The sequence below is a fragment of the Yimella sp. NH-Cas1 genome (genome assembly GCF_022359705.1).
GTDB lineage: Bacteria > Actinomycetota > Actinomycetes > Actinomycetales > Dermatophilaceae > Yimella > Yimella lutea.
Genome location: NZ_JAKSGG010000003.1, coordinates 1,098,821 through 1,116,549 on the forward strand (window position 1 = coordinate 1,098,821; position 17,729 = coordinate 1,116,549).

Sequence of the window (17,729 nt, forward strand, 5' to 3'; positions counted from 1 at the left end):
CGATGGACAAGGGAAGTGACGGATGCCCGAACAGCAGCGTCCTCGGCAGTTCGGTCAGTATCGTCTCGACGCAATCGATCCGAGCTGGGTGGCGACTCGGAGCCGGATCCGACCGCTGCGCCATCGATCCGTAGCACTTCGAGCTCGACGCGTTCGGCGGTGACGCTCTGCCTGAAGGATCCGAGCGAGAGCTGACCGATCAGCGCTCGAAGTAACGGCGAGGATTCGCGACCAACATGGTCTCGATGTCGTCGTCACTGACGCCGCCGTCGCGCAGGGCGGGAAGGACATCCTCGCTGATGTGGCGGAAGTTCCACTTGGGCACCACCTGCCGCTTCGCCTCAGGGTCGAACCAGTCGATGAAGCACGACGCGTCGTGCGCGAGGACGATCTTCTCGGCGTAGCCGCGCTCGACGAGATCGACGACCGTGCGGACTCGGTCCTCGAACGGCAGCAGCACGTCGAGACCGAACCGGTCCATGCCGAGAAGCGATCCGGCGTCCGCGAGTTCGGCGAGGTAATCCAAGTCGGTCGTGTCGCCGGAGTGCCCGATGACGACCTTGGTCAGGTCGACGCCCTCTTCGCGCAGGACGCGCTGCGCCTCCAGCCCCGAGCGGGTATGCGGGTTGGTGTGAACGGTGATGGGTGCACCGGTGCGGACGTGCGCCTGCGCGACCGCTCGCATCACGCGCTCGACGCCCGGAGTCATCCCTTGCTCCTCGATCGCGCACTTGAGGAATCCCGCTCGGACGCCGGTGTCGGCGATTCCCTCGGTGAGGTCCTTCACGAAGAGTTCGGTCATCGGCTCGGGGACGTCGAACAGCAATCCCGGTCCGCTGTAATGGAATTGGAACGGGATCTCGTTGTATGTGTAGACGCCGGTCGCGACGACGATGTTCAGGTCGGTCTGTGCGGCGATCTTCTGGATCCGCGGGATGTAGCGTCCCAGGCCGAGCACGGTCGGATCGAGAATCGTGTCGATCCCGAGTCCCTTCAGTTCGTTGAGGTCGCGGACCGCATCGGCGATCTTTCCCTCCTCGTCCCAGTCGCCCTGGAAGTTCTGCCGGTACTCCTCGTTCACCACGAAGACGTGTTCGTGCACGAGCACCCGTCCGAGCTCTGCGGACTCGACGGTGCCGGTGACGGTGGGGACGCTGGTCATGCCCGCTCCTGCGCTTCCAGGGACGCGCGATCGATCGCGCGTTTGAGGATTTTGCCGGTCGCACCCTTGGGCAGGGCGTCGGTGAACGTGATGACGTGCGGGACCTTGTACGCCGAGAGTTGTTCCTTCGCGTAGGCGCGCAACCCTTCGGCGTCGAGGGTGGAGCCGGGGGTGCGCACGACCACAGCGGCTACTTCCTCGCCGTAGTGCTCGTGCGGGATACCGACGACGGCGGCCTCGACGATCTCGGGGTGCGCGTAGAGCACCTCCTCGACCTCCCGGGGGTAGACGTTGTAGCCACCACGGATGATGAGATCCTTCACCCGGTCGACGATGCTCAGATACCCGTCGGCATCCACGGAGCCGAGATCGCCGGTGCGCAACCATCCGTCCTGCAGGTCGGACGCGGTCGCGTCCGGACGATTCCAGTAACCCTTGAAGATCATCGGTCCGGTGATGAAGACCTCGCCGACGGTGCCCGGCTCGACCGGCTGCCCGGACGGGTCGCGGATCTCGACGGCGGCACCCGGGAGAGGCGGGCCGACGGTGCCGACCTTCTGTTCCCGCCGAATGTCGTTGAAGGTCGCCGTGCCGTTGGACTCCGTGAGCCCGTATCCCTCCAGGATCGCGCAGCCGAACTTCTTCTTGAAGGCGTTGATCACCTCGACCGGCAGCGACGCGCCGCCCGAGCTGGCCACACGCAGGTGCTTGAAGTCGTCGGCGCAGTAGTCGCCGGCGGCGTGCAGGATGGCGTTCCACATGGTCGGGACGCCTGACACGACGGTCAGCTCGTGCTCGGTGATCATCCGCAGCATCGTCTGCGGGGTGAACGGGTGCAGGATCGAGAGGGTGACCCCCTGGACGAGCACGGCGTTCATCACCACGCACTGACCGAAGACGTGGAACAGCGGCAGACCCGTGCCGAACCTGTCGCCGGGTTCGACCTGCAGCACCGGCTCGAACATCTTGGGCGTTTGCACCAGGTTGTCCGCCGTCAGCTCGGCACCCTTCGGGCGGCCCGTCGTGCCGGAGGTGTAGAGGATGAGCGCAGTGGCATTCGCGTCGTGATCGTGCGCTGCGGTCAGCGGCTCGGTGTCGTAGCGATGGCCGGGCTCGATGATGTCCAGCGGTAGGTCGCGGCGCTCGGCCACCACGCCGGACGCATCCGCGCACTGGCTGTACGCGACGATACGGCTGACACCCGCGTCCTCACAGAGGTAGTCCAGCTCCGCAGCGGTCGACATCGTGTTGGCAGTGATCACCGTTGCGCCCAGAGCGTGCAGACCCAGGTAGGTGATCGGGAACTCCATCACTGTCGGCGCGATGAACAGGACGCGGTCGTACGGCTGCACTCCGGCCTGACGGAAGTAGCCGCCGGCTGCCGCACTGGCAGCCTTCAACTCGGCGAAGGTGAGTTGCGAATCCAGCGTACGAACCGCGAGATGCTCCGGCTGGCGATCAGCGGTCTCCCAGATTTCACCGGCGATGTTGACCATTCGAATCCTCCCGTCCGGCAACAGGATTCGTACGTGCGACGGACGCTCCGTTGCAGCCTGGCCGGATTCGCTCTCACGCTACGCCGAGCCGGGCGGACGAGGCAACGGATTGTCGAGGTCAGTGTGTCTAGGCTGGCACCATGTTCGCCGCTCACGCCGCCCGCACCGACTCTGCCGACCCACTGTCCGCTCTCGAGATCAGTGACATCGTCCCAGCCAGCACGCCTGCGGAGTGGGTGTCGGTGCGGATGAAGGCGGCCAGTCTCAACCATCACGATGTCTGGTCGTTGCGTGGCGTCGGTCTATCGCCCGAACGGCTGCCGATGGTGCTCGGTTGTGATGGTGTCGGTGAAACGGACGACGGACGGATGGTGGTGTTGCACACCGTGATCGCGAGCCCGGGGTGGACAGGTGACGAGACGCTTGATCCGAAGCGATCGTTGCTGTCCGAGGTGTACCCCGGGACTCTCGCCGAGTACGTGCGGATCCCCGCGGCGAATCTCGTGCCTCTGCCCGAAGGGCTGGCGGTGGAGCACGCCGCCTGCGTGTCGACCGGTTGGCTGACCGCGTACCGGATGTTGTTCGTCCAGGCCGGTGTGAAGCCCGGCGACTCGGTGCTCGTTCAGGGTGCGGGTGGTGGAGTGGCCACTGCCGCAGTGCAATTGGGCAGCGCCGCAGGACTGCGGATGTTCGTGACCTCTCGCGACGAGGAGCGCGGCCGGCGCGCCGTCGAACTCGGCGCCGAGGACGCGTTCGGGTCGGGGGAGCGGTTGCCGCGCCGGGTCGACGCCGTGCTCGAGACCGTTGGTGCCGCGACCTGGTCGCACTCGGTGAAGTCGCTGCGCCCGGGCGGCACGATCGTGATCGCCGGGGCGACGTCGGGAGATGCACCGGACAAGGCGGAGCTCACCCGGATCTTCTTCCAGCAGATGCGGATTCAGGGTTCGACGATGGGCACTCGCTCGGAACTCGAGGCCCTGCTGAGCTTCATGGCTTCCCGTCGCATCGAGCCGGTGATCGACTCCGTCCGCCCGCTGTCCGAGGCCCGCGGAGCGTTCGAGCGGATGATCGACGGCGACCTGTTCGGCAAGCTCGTCCTCACCATGTGACTACCTCACGGAACAAACCCGGTGAGATCGCGCGAGACTGTGACGAATGCAGCTGAGTCCCAGCACTTCTCACCGTGGTTTCGGCGCGCGGGCCCTCCTTCGTCGGGTCCGCGGCTCAACCAGCGCAGGATTGAGACTCACCCTGGGGACGGCTGAGCCCTCTGGCGGGAACGACTTCGTCGAAGGACTGGCTCGGTGTGCCGGTGGTGGCACTTGGGTGACCACGGCGCAAGGCTCACGCGGCGGGACGCATCGACCCCCTGGCAGAAACGATGCCTCGTCGAAGGGCTGGCTCGGTGTGCCGGTGGTGGCACTTGGGTGACCACGGCGCAAGGCTCACCTTGCGGGACGCGTCATGCCCCCAGCGCGAGCTTGCGAAGCGCTGGGGGCATGAACCGCGAAGGAGCAAGAATCAAAAATTGATCATGTGGCCTTCGATGCCGTGGAAGGCCTCCTTGAGCGCCTCACCCAGGGTCGGGTGGGCGAACACGACGCGCGACATCTCGGCGGCGGTGAGGTCCCAAGTGGTGGCGGTGACGGCGGCCGGGAGCAACTCGGTGACGTCCGGGCCGATCATGTGGACGCCGAGGATCTCGTTGTGCTCGGCGTCGGCGACGACCTTGACGAAGCCGACCGGTTCGCCGAGGCCCATGGCCTTGCCGTTCGCGGTGAACGGGAACTTCGCGGTCTTGACCTCGTGGCCGGCGTCCTTGGCCTGTGCCTCGGACAGACCCATGGAACCGATCTGCGGCATGCAGTAGGTCGCGCGGGGGATGTTCTGGAAGTCGATCGTCTGGGTGTCGGCGCCCGCGATGGTTTCCGCCGCGACGATGCCCATGGCCTCGGCGACGTGGGCGAGCATCAGCTTGCCGGTGACGTCACCGATGGCGTAGACGCCGTCGACGTTGGTGCGGCCGTAGTCGTCCACCTTGATGGCGCCGCGGTCGGTGGTCTCGACACCGATGGCGTCCAGGCCGTAGCCCTCCAGGCGCGGCGCGAACCCGATGGCGGACAGCAGGCGGTCTGCCTCCAGCACCTTCTCGTCTCCACCCTTGGCGGGGGAGACTGTCACCTTGACGCCGGAGCCGGTGTCCTCGACCGACTCGACCTTGGTACCGGTCAGCACCTTGACGCCCAGCTTCTTGTAGTGCTTGGCGAGTTCCTTGGAGATCTCTTCGTCCTCGGTCGGCACCATGCGGTCGAGGAACTCCACGATCGTGACATCGACACCGAAGTTGGCCATGACGTAAGCGAATTCGACGCCGATGGCGCCCGAGCCGGCGATGATGATCGACTTCGGCAGGTTCGGGTCGAGGATCTGCTCTTCGTAGGTGACGACGTTGTCGCTCACCTTCACTCCGGGCAGCATGCGGGTAGTCGCGCCGGTGGCGAGGATCAGGTTGTCGCAGGTGACCTCACGGGTCTCACCGTCGTTGCCCTCGACCGAGATCGTCTTCGGGCCGGTGAGGGTGCCCCAGCCGTCGATCTCGGTGATCTTGTTCTTCTTCATCAGGAAGTGGACACCCTTGACGATGCCCTCGGAGACCGCTCGGCTGCGCTTGTGTGTCGGGCCGTACTCCATGGAGGCGTCGCCGACGATGCCGAACTTCTCCTTCTCGTGGTTCAGCGTGTGCGACAGTTCCGCGTTCTTGAGCAGTGCTTTGCTGGGGATACAGCCGACATTGAGGCAGACACCTCCCCAGTACTTCTTCTCGACCACGGCGGTCTTCAGACCGAGCTGGCTGGCGCGGATGGCGGCGACGTACCCACCGGGGCCGGCGCCAAGGACAACGACGTCAAAGTGTTCTGCCACGAGGACGAGCGTACGCCGCCCGTTCGTCTGCGTGGGCGCCGAGTCATACCTGCAAGTACGGGAGCAGTTCTACGGCGGTCACGCACTCGATCGGCAGGGGGCCGTACAGGTGGGGGAACTGCTCGCCGGTCTCCGGATTGCCGACCTCCACGACGATCTCGAGGTCCGCGGCGTCGACGTGGAGCAGCAGCAGATCCCTCACGTCGGCGTAGAACCGTTGCCTAGTGGCCGGCCACTGATGCTGGAACGAAAGGTGGATGAAGCCCTGCTCTTCGAGGGTGACACCACGGGTCGAGACGCGGTACTCACCCTGTTCCTGCGCCAGGATCCAGTCCGCAGGAAGGGCGAGGTGGAACAGTTCGGTGGTCGGCTCGGATTTCATGGTCGAGATTGAAGCAGTGGGAGCGCGAAGGACTCACCGGGCCGAGAGTTGCTGGTCTGGCCGCACACTGCAGGGCAGGATATCCCCGTGGGGAGAGATCTGGCACCTGGCACCGTAATCGGGGGAGTGTCCATCATCGGCCTGGCCGGGCGCGGCGGCATGGGCTCGGTGTACCGGGCGCAGCACCTCGCGCTCGATCGGACCGTCGCGATCAAGGTGATGAACGCCGACGTCGCCGACGACCCCGAGTTCCTCGCCAGGTTTCGCCGCGAAGCGCGGCTGGCCGCCGCGTTGGATCACCCGCACGTCGTCCCGATCATGCATGCCGGGGAAGAAGGCGGTCGCGTCTACCTCACGATGAAGTTCGTCGACGGCACGGATCTGTCGAAGGTCATCCGGGAGGGAAGCGTCGAGCCTGCGGAGGCGGTGGAGATCGTCCACCAGGTCGCGGGAGCGCTGGACGCCGCGCACGCCCGCGGGCTCGTTCACCGGGACGTGAAGCCGGCCAACATCCTGGTGAGCGGAAGTAGAGGAAGACCGCACAGTTACCTGACCGACTTCGGCATCACCAAGGAGGTCAGTGACAACGGGCTGACCGCTGCCGGGATGACCATCGGCACCGTCGACTACATGTCGCCCGAGCAGATCAACGGGGATCCGGTCGACGGACGCAGCGACCAGTACGCCTTGGCGTGTGTGCTGTTCCAACTGCTCACCGGTCGGGTGCCGTTCGCAGCGGATCGACAGGTCGCCCGGATCTCGGGTCACTTGTACTCTCCGCCGCCCGACCTTCGAACGATCAGACCGCAGCTGCCGGGCGAACTGGCTCACGTCGTCGCCAAGGGCCTCGCCAAACAGCCGGATCGACGCTTCGGCTCGTGTACCGCGTTGGCCGAAGCTGCTCGTGCAGCTCTCGTTGACGGGGGATCAGTCCACTCGTCGGTGCCGTTCGTCGGCGCAGATGTCACCCATGGACCCGGCGGTTTTACCACGATGCCCGCGCCGCGTGCCGGTGGGCCGTCGAGACGTGTGCTGCTCGGAGCCGGGGCGGGTGCCGCGGCACTGGCGGCCGGAGCCATCGGCTGGCATCTGATCCCGCGGGACGACGAGCCCGCTGGCCCTGGCCCCTCGCCCGGAGTGGTAGGTGAGTTGAAGTCCGGTGCGATTTCGGTGGGCCCGAACCCAAGAGGGCTCGCCGGCGGTGACGGCGCGTTGTGGACCGCGAACTACGACGACGGCACGGTGAGTCGGATCGACCTCGCGAACCGGACGGTGCGCTCGATCAAGGTCAACGGTGGCCCGGGCAGCCTGCACTTCGGCCAGGGCAAGACGTGGGTGTGGAACTACTCCAGTTCGTTCACGCCGGTCGATGCCGCGACCGGGGAGGTCGGTGAGCTCATCCGCCTCGACCACGCGATCTCCAGGTCGGCCGCCGGAACCGATTTCCTCTGGTATGTCGTGCCGAGCCAGCACGCCATAGGCAGGATCGACATGCGTAGCGGTGAGAACATCCCTGGTCTGATCAAGGTGGGTAGCCGTCCTGATGGAATCGCGGCCTCCGGTGGCAAGGTCTACGTCGTCTGTGTCGGCGATCGGGCGCTGGTGACGCTCGACGAGGCCACCGGGCAGCCTGCCGGGGAACGGGTGGACCTGCCCGCAGGCATCGTCGGGGTGGTGGCTGCTTTCGGGCGAGTGTTCGTCGGCGGCAACGGCCTGGCCCAGGTGCGCGGCTCGAAGGTGACCGCCGCCGACCTGGAGAACAACGTGCGCGGTAGCGCTGCCCTGGGCAACGACGGCGTGTGGATTCACGACGGTTCTGCGGGCACGATCACCAAGTACGACTTCGACCTGAAGGCGCCGCTGGGCGCGTCCATCGCCGGAGTGCCGCCACGGCTGGTGGACTTCCTGGTCTTCTCCGGCTCCCTCTGGCTGCTGGACGGCGACAACTCGCAGGTGCATGAGATCCGCATCCTTTGAGGCGGTGATCGAACTCACCGGAAAACTGTTTGTGTTCGAACACTTCGAATTGGAAGAATGGACGGATGTCCATCACCCCTTACCGCAGCGTGCTCGGCAACCAGGCGGCACGTCGTGTGCTGCTGCTCGGAATCCTGCTGCGGATCCCGATCTTCGGCACCGGGGTGTTGCTCATGCTGCACGTCGTCGAGCAGCTGGGTCGTTCCTGGGGGGAAGCCGGTCTGGTGTCGGCCGTGGCCACCTTGGCCATCGCCGTCAGCGGCCCCTGGCGTGGACGCCTGCTCGACCGTCACGGTCTGCGCAAGGTCGTCCTCCCGTCGATTCTGATCAACGGATCCTGTTGGGCCGTAGCCCCTTTCGTCGGCTACTGGCCGCTGCTGATCCTCGCCGGTGTCGCCGGTCTCTTCGTCGTCCCGATCTTCTCCATCGCGCGCCAGAGCGTCATCGCTGCCGTGCCGATGCACGAACGGCGCACCGCGTTGTCGGTGGACGGCGTGGGCGTCGAACTTGCCTACATGTCCGGGCCGGCCGTCGCCGTGTGGGCGGGGAGCCAGTGGGGCACCGCACCGACCCTCTTCGTCCTGCAGATGCTCGGCGTCCTCGGCGGAATCGTGTTGTGGATCCTCGACCCGCGCCTGCGCGAGGAGACCGCCGGGGCCGGCGAGGTCATCGACGTCCCGCGATCGGCATGGTTCCGGCCGGCATTCATCGGCCTGTGCCTGGCCGCCGCCGCCTCGACGCTCGTCCTGGTCGGCAGTGAGGTCTCCGTCGTCGCCGGCCTGCGCGAGTGGGGGCAGTCCGGATCGCTCGGACTCGTGTTCGCCGGGTGGGGGATAGGTTCGATCGTCGGCGGTCTCGTCTACGGCGCACTGTCCCGCGGCCTCTCGCCGTACCTGCTGCTCAGCGGTCTGGCGATGGTCACCCTGCCCATGGCGCTCGCAGACTCCGCGGTGACCGTCGCTGCTCTCGCGTTGCTGGCCGGGCTGCTGTGCGCGCCGACGATCACCGCGTCCGTCGAAGCAGTCAGCCGGGTCGTGCCCGCCGTGGCCCGCGGCGAGGCGATGGGTTGGCACGGATCATGCATGACCGCCGGATCGGCGATGGCGGCACCGCTCGCCGGTCTGGTCATCGACTCCCGGGGGCACCAGAGCGCGATCGTGCTGGTGTGCCTGGCCGGTCTGCTCATCGCCTGCGTGGGCGCGGCGTCCGTGCTCGTGGTCCGCCGTCGTCGCAGCCAAGTGGCTTTGGCCGCCTGACCGCCCGATCGAACGAGCGACGATTTCGTCGCCGCGGGCTTCACTGGTAGCCTTGTAGCACCGACTCATGCGTTTGCCGTGTGAGTGTGCAAGAGAAGCGACGCTTCCACCCGAGCCGACAGGCATGTCGCCGGGTCCCGGTACCGGAGTGGACGGTTTCGATCGTCCCACCCGCGGCATTTCGCCGTGAGTATCGCTCCGTTGTCTGGCGTTGGCTCCTCGTGCACTTCGGTGACGAGGAGCCTTTCTTTGTCTCCGCACGGAGCATTGAACGTAGACACAAGGAGTAGACATCAGCGTCGAGCCACGAATCAATGACCGCATCCGGGTTCCGGAAGTGCGGCTGGTCGGCCCCAACGGTGAGCAGGTCGGAATCGTCCGAGTCGAGGACGCATTGCGACTGGCTGCCGAAGCAGACCTCGATCTCGTCGAGGTGGCCGCGGAAGCGAAGCCTCCCGTGGCCAAGCTCATGGATTACGGCAAGTTCAAGTACGAAGCTGCCCTGAAGGCGCGTGAGGCCCGCAAGAACCAGGTCAACACGGTCATCAAGGAGATCAAGCTCCGTCCGAAGATCGACCCGCACGACTACTCCACCAAGCTCGGTCACATCGAGCGCTTCCTCAAGGCCGGCGACAAGGTGAAGGTGACGATCTGGTTGCGCGGGCGTGAGCAGTCGCGTCCCGAGCTGGGCTTCCGCCTGCTGCAACGCGTCGCAGAGGACATCGGTGAACTCGGCTTCGTCGAGAGCTCGCCCAAGCAGGACGGCCGCAACATGATCATGGTGCTCGGCCCGACCCGCAAGAAGGCCGAGGCCCGCGCCGAGGGTCGTCGCCGTCGCGAGCAGGCTGCCGAGGAGAAAGCCGCCGGTGCGCCGTCGTCCGACTCGGGTGCTGCCGCCGCCGAGGCCACCCCTGAGACCGAAACGGCTGCTCAGTAACACGACCGAAAACTTCGAGTCCTGCGGGCCTCGATGCCAGACGACCGGTGCCCACGCGCCGGGACAGCGATATGAAGGAGATCGGCTCATGCCGAAGATGAAGACCCACAGTGGTGCCAAGAAGCGCTTCCGCGTGACGGGCTCCGGCAAGGTGATGCGCCAGCGCGCCCGCCACGTGCACAAGTTCCAGGAGCGCAGCAAGACGGCCACCCGTCGCCTCGTTCCGGACGTCGTCGTCGCCAAGTCCGACGAGAAGAAGATCAAGAAGCTTCTCGGTAAGTAATCAGCCCACTTTGCAGCACTGGTTCTGAGATCGACCAACATCTCGGGACCGCCCCAGAACGAAGGAGATTCACGTGGCACGCGTGAAGCGGGCAGTCAACGCCCAGAAAAAGCGCCGTACCGTCCTCGAGCAGGCCAGCGGTTACCGCGGCCAGCGCTCGCGCCTTTACCGCAAGGCGAAGGAGCAGGTCACCCACAGCATGGGTTACAGCTACCGGGACCGTCGCGCCAGGAAGGGCGACTTCCGTCGCCTCTGGATCCAGCGCATCAATGCCGGCGCGCGCGCCAACGGCATGACCTACAACCGGTTCATCCAGGGTCTGAAGAACGCCGAGATCGAGGTCGACCGTCGCATGCTGGCCGAGTTGGCCGTCAACGACGCCGCCGCCTTCGCCGCGCTGGTCGAGATCGCCAAGGCCAACGTCAGCACCGAATCGAACACCGACTCGAAGGCAGACGTCGCCTGACGCAGCACAGCAACCGACGAACGCCGGTGGAGCCCGTCCTTTCGAACCCGCAGTCAGATCGGGTCAAGAAGGTCCGTGCGCTGCACCGGCGTTCGTCGCGTCAGCGGGCGGGGCTTTTCCTGGCCGAAGGGCCGCAAGCCGTCCGCGAACTGTTGCGCTTCCGCCCGGAGACCGCACAGACGGTCTATGCCGTGGCGGGCGCCGACGCAGAGCTGATCGAACTGGCCGCCGGCCGGGGCGTGCCGGTGCGTGAGGTGACGGACGCTGTGATGACAGCGATGTGCGAGGCCCAGCACCCGCAGGGCATCGCCGCCGTCGCACGACCGGTCGACGTCCCGCTGCAGGATGCACTGGCCGGCGACGGCTACGTCGTGGTGCTCACCAACGTCCGCGATCCCGGCAACGCCGGCACGGTGATCCGTGGCGCGGACGCCGCCGGTGCGCGATGTGTCCTGGTCAGCGACGCCAGTGTGGACATCTACAACCCGAAGGTCGTCCGCTCGACCGTCGGGTCCCTGTGGCACCTGCCGGTCAGCCTCGGTGGCTCGGTCGAGGAGATCTTCGCCGCGTGTCGGTCCGCCGGCCTGCGGCTGCTCGCCACCGATGGCATCGGCACTCAGCTCTTGCCTGACACTGACCTGGCCACCCCGCACGCCTGGGTCATGGGGAACGAGGCGTGGGGCCTCGAACCGGAGGTCCGCGACGCGTGCGACGAGGTCGTCCGGGTACCGATCTACGGCCATGCAGAGTCGCTGAATCTCGCGATGGCCGCCACTGTCTGCATGTACGCCAGCGCAGCCGCAGCTCACCCGAAATCCGGATGAACCGCTCGACACTGCGTCGATAGACTCGGCGCGGTGAACCGGACGCATCCACGCCCGGATCCGACGAAAACGTAGAGACGAGAGCGATGTCAGGCCCCAACACCCAGTACGACCCGGTGGAGGTCGCCGCACTCGACCCCGCTGCCATCGAGCAAGCCGTTCAGGGCGCGCTCGCCGCGATCACCGCTGCGTCGAACCTCGACGAACTCAAGACCGTCCGCACCGCCCACCAGGGCGACAAGTCGCCATTGGCACTCGCCAACCGGGAGATCGGCGCGTTGCCGCCGACTGCGAAGGCCGAGGCCGGCAAGCGGGTCGGTCAGGCGCGTGGTGAGGTTGGCGCAGCGCTGAAGCAGCGCCAGAGCGAGCTGGAGGCCGAGCGCGACGAGCGCATCCTGGTGGAGGAAGCCGTCGACGTCACGATGATCTCCGGGCGCAACCCGCTGGGCCGTCGTCACCCCACCGAGCTCATGGGAGAGCGGATCGCCGACATCCTCGTCGGCATGGGTTGGGAGATCGCCGAAGGTCCCGAGGTCGAGGCCGAGTGGTTCGTCTTCGACGCCCTCAACTTCGACGTCGATCACCCGGCCCGGCAGATGCAGGACACCTTCTACATCGAACCGGCGGACGCCGGCCTCGTGCTTCGCACGCACACCTCGCCGGTGCAGGCGCGCGCCATGCTCGAACGTGGAGCCCCGCTCTATATCGGTTGTCTCGGAAGGGTTTTCCGCACCGACGAGCTCGATGCGACGCACATGCCGGCCTTCCATCAGATCGAGGGACTGGCCGTCGACGAAGGCCTGACGATGGCCCACCTGAAGGGCACGCTCGACCGGATGGCCACCGAACTGTTCGGCGAGGGCATCGTGACGCGGCTGCGTCCGTCGTACTTCCCGTTCACCGAGCCGTCGGCCGAGATGGATCTGCGCTGCTTCGTCTGCCGAGGCGAGGATCCCGACTGCCGCGCCTGTTCCGGTACCGGCTGGATCGAGTGGGGCGGCTGCGGCATGGTCAACCAGAACGTGTTGCGCGCCTGCAACATCGACCCCGAGAAGTACTCCGGATTCGCCTTCGGCATGGGCGTCGATCGGGCGCTGATGTTCCGCACCGGCGCGGCCGACATGCGCGAAATGATCGAGGGCGACGTTCGCTTCAACAACCAGTTCGGAATGGAGATCTGATGCGGGTGCCGATCGATTGGCTGCGCGAGTACGTCGCAGTCCCGGCCGATGCACGCGGTGTCGACGTCGCGGCCGCCCTGGTGAAGGTCGGCCTGGAGGAGGAAGGCATCCACGGCGGTGACATCACCGGACCGCTTGTGGTCGGCCGGGTTATCTCCAAGGAGCCGGAGCAGCAGAAGAACGGCAAGACGATCAACTGGTGCCAGGTCGACGTCGGTGACGCGAACGGTTCGGGTGAGCCCCAGGGGATCGTCTGCGGCGCGCACAACTTCGACGCCGGTGACTGGGTCGTCTGCGTGCTGCCAGGAGCGGTGCTGCCGGGCGGGTTCGCCATCTCGGCGCGTAAGACCTACGGTCACGTGTCCGCCGGAATGATCTGTGCTGCAGACGAACTCGGCCTTCCGGACGACGGATCCGGCGGTATCATCCGTCTGACCGAGCGTGTCCCGGGCGTGGATTTCACAGCCGGCCAGGACGCGTTGCCGCTGCTCGGCCTCGACCGGGAGACCGTCGAGATCAACGTCACCCCCGACCGTGGCTACTGCTTCTGCATCCGCGGTGTGGCGCGTGAGTACTCGCACTCGACCGGTGCCGCCTACACCGACCCCGCGCCTGCGCTGGTCGACAAGGCGCCTGCCGCGAACGACTCCGGATTCGGGGTGCAGGTCCAGGACGACGCCCCGGTGGGCGGCAACATCGGGTGCACCCGGTACGTGGCCCGCGTCGTGCGCGGCATCGACCCGTCCGCAGTCACGCCCGAGTGGATGGCCACCCGCCTGACCGAGGCGGGTATGCGGCCGATCTCGCTCGCGGTCGACATCACCAACTACGTGATGCTTGCGCTCGGTCAGCCGTTGCATGCCTTCGACGTCGACACCCTGACCGGGCCGATCGTCGTGCGTCGTGCCCGCGCGGGCGAGAAGCTCAAGACCCTCGACGACGTCGAGCGCGATCTTTTCCCCGAGGACCTGCTGATCACGGACGCGGGGGAGAGGGCCCTGGCCATTGCCGGCGTCATGGGGGGCGAGGACTCCGAGGTCAGCGAGTCCACCCGCAACGTGCTCATCGAGGCGGCCCGCTTCGATCAGACCTCGATCGCCCGTTCGGCACGTCGACACAAGCTGGCCACCGAGGCATCAAAGCGTTTCGAACGTGGTGTCGACCCCGAAGTCGCTGTCGCCGCAGCGCAATTGGCAGTCGACCTGCTCATCGAGTTCGGCGGTGGTGCCGCCGATGAGGGCGTCACCGACGTTTACTCACCGTTGCGGCGACCGGTCATCGAACTGGACGCGGCACAGCCGGGCCGCCTTGTCGGCGTGCCCTACACGACCGAGCAGGTCGTGTCGGTGCTGGAGCAGATCGGGTGCGCCGTCGAGCGATCCGGCGATCACCTGCGCGTCACGCCGCCGACCTGGCGCCCCGATCTCGCGACCTGGCCCGACCTCGCCGAAGAGGTCGCCCGGATCGAGGGCTATGACGCCATCCCCTCGATCGTCCCGGCGGCGCCCGGCGGTCGCGGGCTGACCCGTGCCCAGCAGGCACGACGGATCGCTGCGAACGTTCTGGCGGCGCGTGGATTCTGGGAGATCTGGAGTGCTCCGTTCGTCGCGGAGAAGTCGTTCGACCAGCTGGGGTACGCGGCCGACGACGTGCGTCGAGTCACCGTCCGCGTGGCCAATCCGCTGTCGGAGGAGGAGCCGCTCATTCGTACGGCAGTGTTGCCGAATGTGCTCGAATCCCTGCGCCGCAACGTTTCTCGCGGACAGCGAGACGTAGCGTTGTTCGAACACGGCCTGGTGATCGCCGGCGCCGCGGGCCAGGCGCAGACCTTCCCGGTCGGCACCTACCCGGGTCCGGATGCCGTTCGCGCGATCGAGGACGCCGTGCCCGACCAGCCGCGGCACCTTGCCTGGGCCATGGCAGGTGAAACCGATCGCGGCGGTTGGTGGGGGCAGGGACGGGTGGCCGACTGGTCCGACGCGATCGCGGCCGCCCTCGCCGTCGGTGATGCCCTTGCCGTTCCGATCCAGGTGCGCACCGCAGCAGTTGCCCCGTTCCACCCGGGACGGTGCGCAGAACTCGTTCTGGCGGACGGCACGGTCATCGGCGCGGCGGGGGAGTTGCACCCGAAGGTGGTGACCTCCTTTGGACTGACCGGTCGTCCGGTCGCGGGTGAACTCGATCTGGACGCACTGATCGCGGCGTCCTCGACACCGCAGGCGGTCGGGCTGTCCAACTTCCCGATCGTGCAGAGCGACATCGCGCTCACCGTGGACTCCTGCGTGCGGGCCGGAGAGGTCCTGCAGACGCTGCGCTCCGCGGCAGGCGACGACCTCGAGCAGATCCAGTTGTTCGACAGTTACGAGGGTGATCAGGTCGGCGAGGGCAAGAAGTCCTTGGCTTTCCGGATGACCTTCCGGGCCGACCGGACCCTGAAGACCGAAGAGGTCAACAGCATGCGCGACGGCGCCGTGAGTGCGGCGAGCACGAAGCACGGGGCGGTTCTGCGCGGAGCATGACGAAGGCCACGCGATGGCAGCAATACACCGCTATGCATGACTATGCATGGCGGTGTATTGTTTCCGAATGGTCAAGGTTGCTGTCGCCGGAGCGAGCGGTTATGCCGGGGGAGAGATCGTCCGGTTGCTCGTCGCCCATCCGGGCGTCGAGATCGGTGCCCTGTGCGCCGGCAGTCAGGCGGGGCAGCGGGTGGGTTCTGTGCACCCGCACCTCGCGCCGGTGGCCGATCGAACCTTCGACGAGACGTCCGCGGACTTCCTCGCCGGCCACGAGGTCGTCTTCCTCGCCCTCCCGCACGGGCAGAGCGCCGCGCTCGCCGGCTCGTTGCCCGACGACGTGGTGGTCATCGACTGCGGTGCCGACTTCCGGTTGGTCGATCAGGTGGCGTGGAACTCGTTCTACGACACCGACTTCGCCGGCACCTGGCCGTACGGGATGCCTGAGCTTGTTACCGCTGACGGTAAGCAGCGCGGCGCTCTCGAAGGAGCCCGACGCGTCGCCGTCCCCGGGTGCTATCCCACCGCAGTCAGCCTGGCGCTGGCGCCGGCCTTCGCCGCCGGTCTCGTCGAGTTCGACGATGTGGTGATCGTCGCCGCATCGGGCACGTCCGGTGCGGGGAAGAGCCTGAAGCCGCACTTGCTGGGTGCGGAGACGATGGGATCGATGAGCCCGTACGGGGTGGGCGGCGGGCATCGTCACACCCCCGAGATCGAGCAGAACCTCGCACGCGCCGCAGGCGCCAAGGTCTCGGTGTCGTTCACACCGACCCTGGCGCCCATGCCGCGCGGGATCCTCGCGACATGTACGGCCCGTCTCAAGGACGACGTGACCGAGGGCGACGTTCGGGCAGCGTACGAGAACGCCTACGGCACAGAGCAGTTCGTCCAGCTATTGCCCGAGGGTGTCTGGCCGTCCACCGGTGCGGTGCTCGGATCGAACAACGTCCAGTTGCAGTTCGCGGTCGATCGGCATGCGGGCCGACTCGTCGTGACCAGCGCGGTCGACAACCTCACCAAAGGCACCGCCGGAGCTGCCGTGCAGTGCATGAACCTTGCGCTCGGTCTCGATGAGTGCACCGGACTTCCGACCGTAGGAGTGGCGCCTTGACCGTGACAGCACCCAAGGGTTTCCGGGCTTCCGGAGTCACTGCCGGCCTCAAGACCAGTGGCAACCCCGACTTGGCTCTCGTCGTCAACGACGGTCCCGACCACTACGCAGCGGCGGTGTTCACCAGCAACCGCGTGGAGGCTGCGCCGGTCACCTGGTCGCGGATCGTGGTCGGTGACGGTCGAGTCGACGCCGTCGTCCTGAACTCGGGGGGCGCGAACGCGTGCACCGGGCCGCAGGGCTTCGCCGACACGCACCGCACTGCGGAACTGGTGGCGGATGCACTCCGGATCGCATCGGGTGATCTCGCAGTCTGCTCGACAGGTCTGATCGGTGAACTTCTGCCGGTGGACAAGATCGAAAGCGCTGTGCCGCAACTGGTTTCGGCGGTGACGCCGGACGGTGGTGAGGACGCTGCGCGCGCGATCATGACCACCGACACCGTGCCCAAACAGGCTGTGGTGCAGCGTGCCAGCTGGTCCGTGGGCGGCATGGCCAAAGGTGCAGGGATGCTGGCGCCGGCACTCGCCACGATGCTCGTCGTGGTGACAACTGACGCGGTCGTCGATCAGTCCGAACTCGACGGCGTGCTCCGTACCGCGACGGCGACGACCTTCGACCGCATCGACTCCGATGGTTGCCAGTCGACCAACGACACAGTCCTCCTCCTGGCTTCGGGCGCGTCGGGGGTCCGCCCGAGCCAGGAGGACCTCATCGCCGCCGTCACCGAGGTGTGCGGCTCGCTGGCCCGACAGCTCATCGCTGACGCCGAGGGTGCCCATCATGAGGTCGCCATCGAAGTTCGCACTGCCGCAAGCGAATCCGACGCATTGACCGTCGCCAGGGCGATCGCACGGAACAACCTGTTCAAGTGTGCGATCTTCGGCAACGACCCCAACTGGGGCCGCATCGTCGCGGCGGTCGGCACGACGGACGCGGTCTTCGAGCCGCAGCGGCTCGACGTCAACGTCAACGGCGTCCAGGTCTGCCGCGGCTGCGGTGTCGGGGACGACCGATCGCTGGTCGACCTTTCCGAGCGTGAAGTTCACGTCGTCGTCGACCTGCACGCCGGCGACGCGTCCGCCACGGTCTGGACCAACGACCTGACCCACGACTACGTGCACGAGAACTCGGCCTACTCCACATGATCACCTCACGAAGTCCACGCTCCGGAAGCTGGGCTCGGTACTTCGCGGGGACCCTGATCAGGATCGCA

At 66.8% G+C, this 17,729-nt stretch carries 15 protein-coding genes; 11 read left to right on the forward strand and 4 right to left on the reverse strand.

Annotated elements, in window-relative coordinates; all coding sequences use genetic code 11:
• Positions 1-199: 199 nt before the first annotated feature.
• Both MF407_RS05670 and MF407_RS05675 read right to left on the reverse strand, forming a co-directional pair.
• Positions 200-1,162: a phosphotriesterase-related protein gene (locus MF407_RS05670; protein WP_239701708.1), complete on the reverse strand. Its 963-nt coding sequence runs from the start codon at positions 1,160-1,162 to the stop codon at positions 200-202.
• Complete coding sequence (locus MF407_RS05675; protein ID WP_239701709.1) at positions 1,159-2,658, reverse strand: AMP-binding protein; 1,500 nt, start codon at positions 2,656-2,658, stop codon at positions 1,159-1,161. The genes MF407_RS05670 and MF407_RS05675 overlap by 4 nt, the downstream gene beginning before the upstream one ends.
• Positions 2,659-2,798: 140 nt before the next feature.
• On the opposite strand from MF407_RS05675, the gene MF407_RS05680 reads away from it, so the two are divergent.
• Positions 2,799-3,767: a zinc-binding dehydrogenase gene (locus MF407_RS05680; RefSeq protein ID WP_141928767.1), complete on the forward strand. Its 969-nt coding sequence runs from the start codon at positions 2,799-2,801 to the stop codon at positions 3,765-3,767.
• Between the two features lie 412 nt (positions 3,768-4,179).
• Here the strand turns inward: MF407_RS05680 and lpdA are convergent, their stop codons facing one another.
• Together lpdA and MF407_RS05690 are read right to left on the reverse strand one after the other, a co-directional pair.
• Positions 4,180-5,580, reverse strand: a complete 1,401-nt coding sequence (gene lpdA / locus MF407_RS05685) for a dihydrolipoyl dehydrogenase (RefSeq protein WP_129626720.1) — start codon at positions 5,578-5,580, stop codon at positions 4,180-4,182.
• 43 nt (positions 5,581-5,623) lie between these two features.
• Positions 5,624-5,962, reverse strand: coding sequence for a DUF952 domain-containing protein (locus MF407_RS05690; protein ID WP_129626722.1), 339 nt, complete (start codon positions 5,960-5,962; stop codon positions 5,624-5,626).
• 87 nt (positions 5,963-6,049) lie between these two features.
• Between MF407_RS05690 and MF407_RS05695 the strand changes: the two genes are divergently transcribed.
• The 10 genes from MF407_RS05695 (at position 6,050) to argJ (ending at position 17,661) form a co-directional block, all read left to right on the forward strand.
• Positions 6,050-7,939, forward strand: coding sequence for a serine/threonine-protein kinase (locus MF407_RS05695; RefSeq protein WP_239701710.1), 1,890 nt, complete (start codon positions 6,050-6,052; stop codon positions 7,937-7,939).
• Positions 7,940-8,004: 65 nt separating this feature from the next.
• Positions 8,005-9,195 carry an MFS transporter gene (locus MF407_RS05700; protein WP_239701711.1) on the forward strand — a complete coding sequence of 397 codons (1,191 nt, stop codon included), beginning with the start codon at positions 8,005-8,007 and terminating at the stop codon, positions 9,193-9,195.
• 292 nt (positions 9,196-9,487) lie between these two features.
• The gene (gene infC, locus MF407_RS05705) at positions 9,488-10,132 is read left to right on the forward strand and encodes a translation initiation factor IF-3 (RefSeq protein WP_129626728.1); all 645 of its coding nucleotides are present in this window, start codon (positions 9,488-9,490) and stop codon (positions 10,130-10,132) included.
• Between the two features lie 88 nt (positions 10,133-10,220).
• Positions 10,221-10,415: a 50S ribosomal protein L35 gene (gene rpmI, locus MF407_RS05710; RefSeq protein ID WP_129626730.1), complete on the forward strand. Its 195-nt coding sequence runs from the start codon at positions 10,221-10,223 to the stop codon at positions 10,413-10,415.
• A gap of 73 nt (positions 10,416-10,488) precedes the next feature.
• Positions 10,489-10,881 carry a 50S ribosomal protein L20 gene (gene rplT / locus MF407_RS05715; RefSeq protein ID WP_129626732.1) on the forward strand — a complete coding sequence of 131 codons (393 nt, stop codon included), beginning with the start codon at positions 10,489-10,491 and terminating at the stop codon, positions 10,879-10,881.
• Between the two features lie 26 nt (positions 10,882-10,907).
• Entirely contained in the window at positions 10,908-11,705 is a 798-nt protein-coding gene (locus MF407_RS05720) for an RNA methyltransferase (RefSeq protein ID WP_239701713.1), read from the forward strand.
• An 86-nt stretch (positions 11,706-11,791) separates the two neighbouring features.
• Positions 11,792-12,886 carry a phenylalanine--tRNA ligase subunit alpha gene (gene pheS / locus MF407_RS05725; RefSeq protein ID WP_239701714.1) on the forward strand — a complete coding sequence of 365 codons (1,095 nt, stop codon included), beginning with the start codon at positions 11,792-11,794 and terminating at the stop codon, positions 12,884-12,886.
• The gene (gene pheT, locus MF407_RS05730) at positions 12,886-15,405 is read left to right on the forward strand and encodes a phenylalanine--tRNA ligase subunit beta (protein ID WP_239701715.1); all 2,520 of its coding nucleotides are present in this window, start codon (positions 12,886-12,888) and stop codon (positions 15,403-15,405) included. Before pheS ends, pheT begins: the two co-directional genes overlap by 1 nt.
• A gap of 67 nt (positions 15,406-15,472) precedes the next feature.
• A complete protein-coding gene (gene argC / locus MF407_RS05735) occupies positions 15,473-16,513 on the forward strand; it encodes an N-acetyl-gamma-glutamyl-phosphate reductase (RefSeq protein ID WP_141928759.1) in 1,041 nt (346 codons plus the stop codon).
• Positions 16,510-17,661 (forward strand): bifunctional glutamate N-acetyltransferase/amino-acid acetyltransferase ArgJ, encoded by a 1,152-nt coding sequence (argJ, locus tag MF407_RS05740; protein WP_239701716.1) that lies wholly within the window; start codon positions 16,510-16,512, stop codon positions 17,659-17,661. The genes argC and argJ overlap by 4 nt, the downstream gene beginning before the upstream one ends.
• Positions 17,662-17,729 lie beyond the last annotated feature (68 nt).

Coding starts and splice junctions, on each gene's coding strand:
- MF407_RS05675 (WP_239701709.1), bottom strand. CDS start 2,658: ATGGTCAACATCGCCGGTGAAATCTGGGAGACCGCTGATCGCCAGCCG.
- argC (WP_141928759.1), top strand. CDS start 15,473: ATGGTCAAGGTTGCTGTCGCCGGAGCGAGCGGTTATGCCGGGGGAGAG.
- pheS (WP_239701714.1), top strand. CDS start 11,792: ATGTCAGGCCCCAACACCCAGTACGACCCGGTGGAGGTCGCCGCACTC.
- pheT (WP_239701715.1), top strand. CDS start 12,886: ATGCGGGTGCCGATCGATTGGCTGCGCGAGTACGTCGCAGTCCCGGCC.
- MF407_RS05690 (WP_129626722.1), bottom strand. CDS start 5,962: ATGAAATCCGAGCCGACCACCGAACTGTTCCACCTCGCCCTTCCTGCG.
- rpmI (WP_129626730.1), top strand. CDS start 10,221: ATGCCGAAGATGAAGACCCACAGTGGTGCCAAGAAGCGCTTCCGCGTG.
- MF407_RS05670 (WP_239701708.1), bottom strand. CDS start 1,162: ATGACCAGCGTCCCCACCGTCACCGGCACCGTCGAGTCCGCAGAGCTC.
- MF407_RS05680 (WP_141928767.1), top strand. CDS start 2,799: ATGTTCGCCGCTCACGCCGCCCGCACCGACTCTGCCGACCCACTGTCC.
- MF407_RS05700 (WP_239701711.1), top strand. CDS start 8,005: ATGTCCATCACCCCTTACCGCAGCGTGCTCGGCAACCAGGCGGCACGT.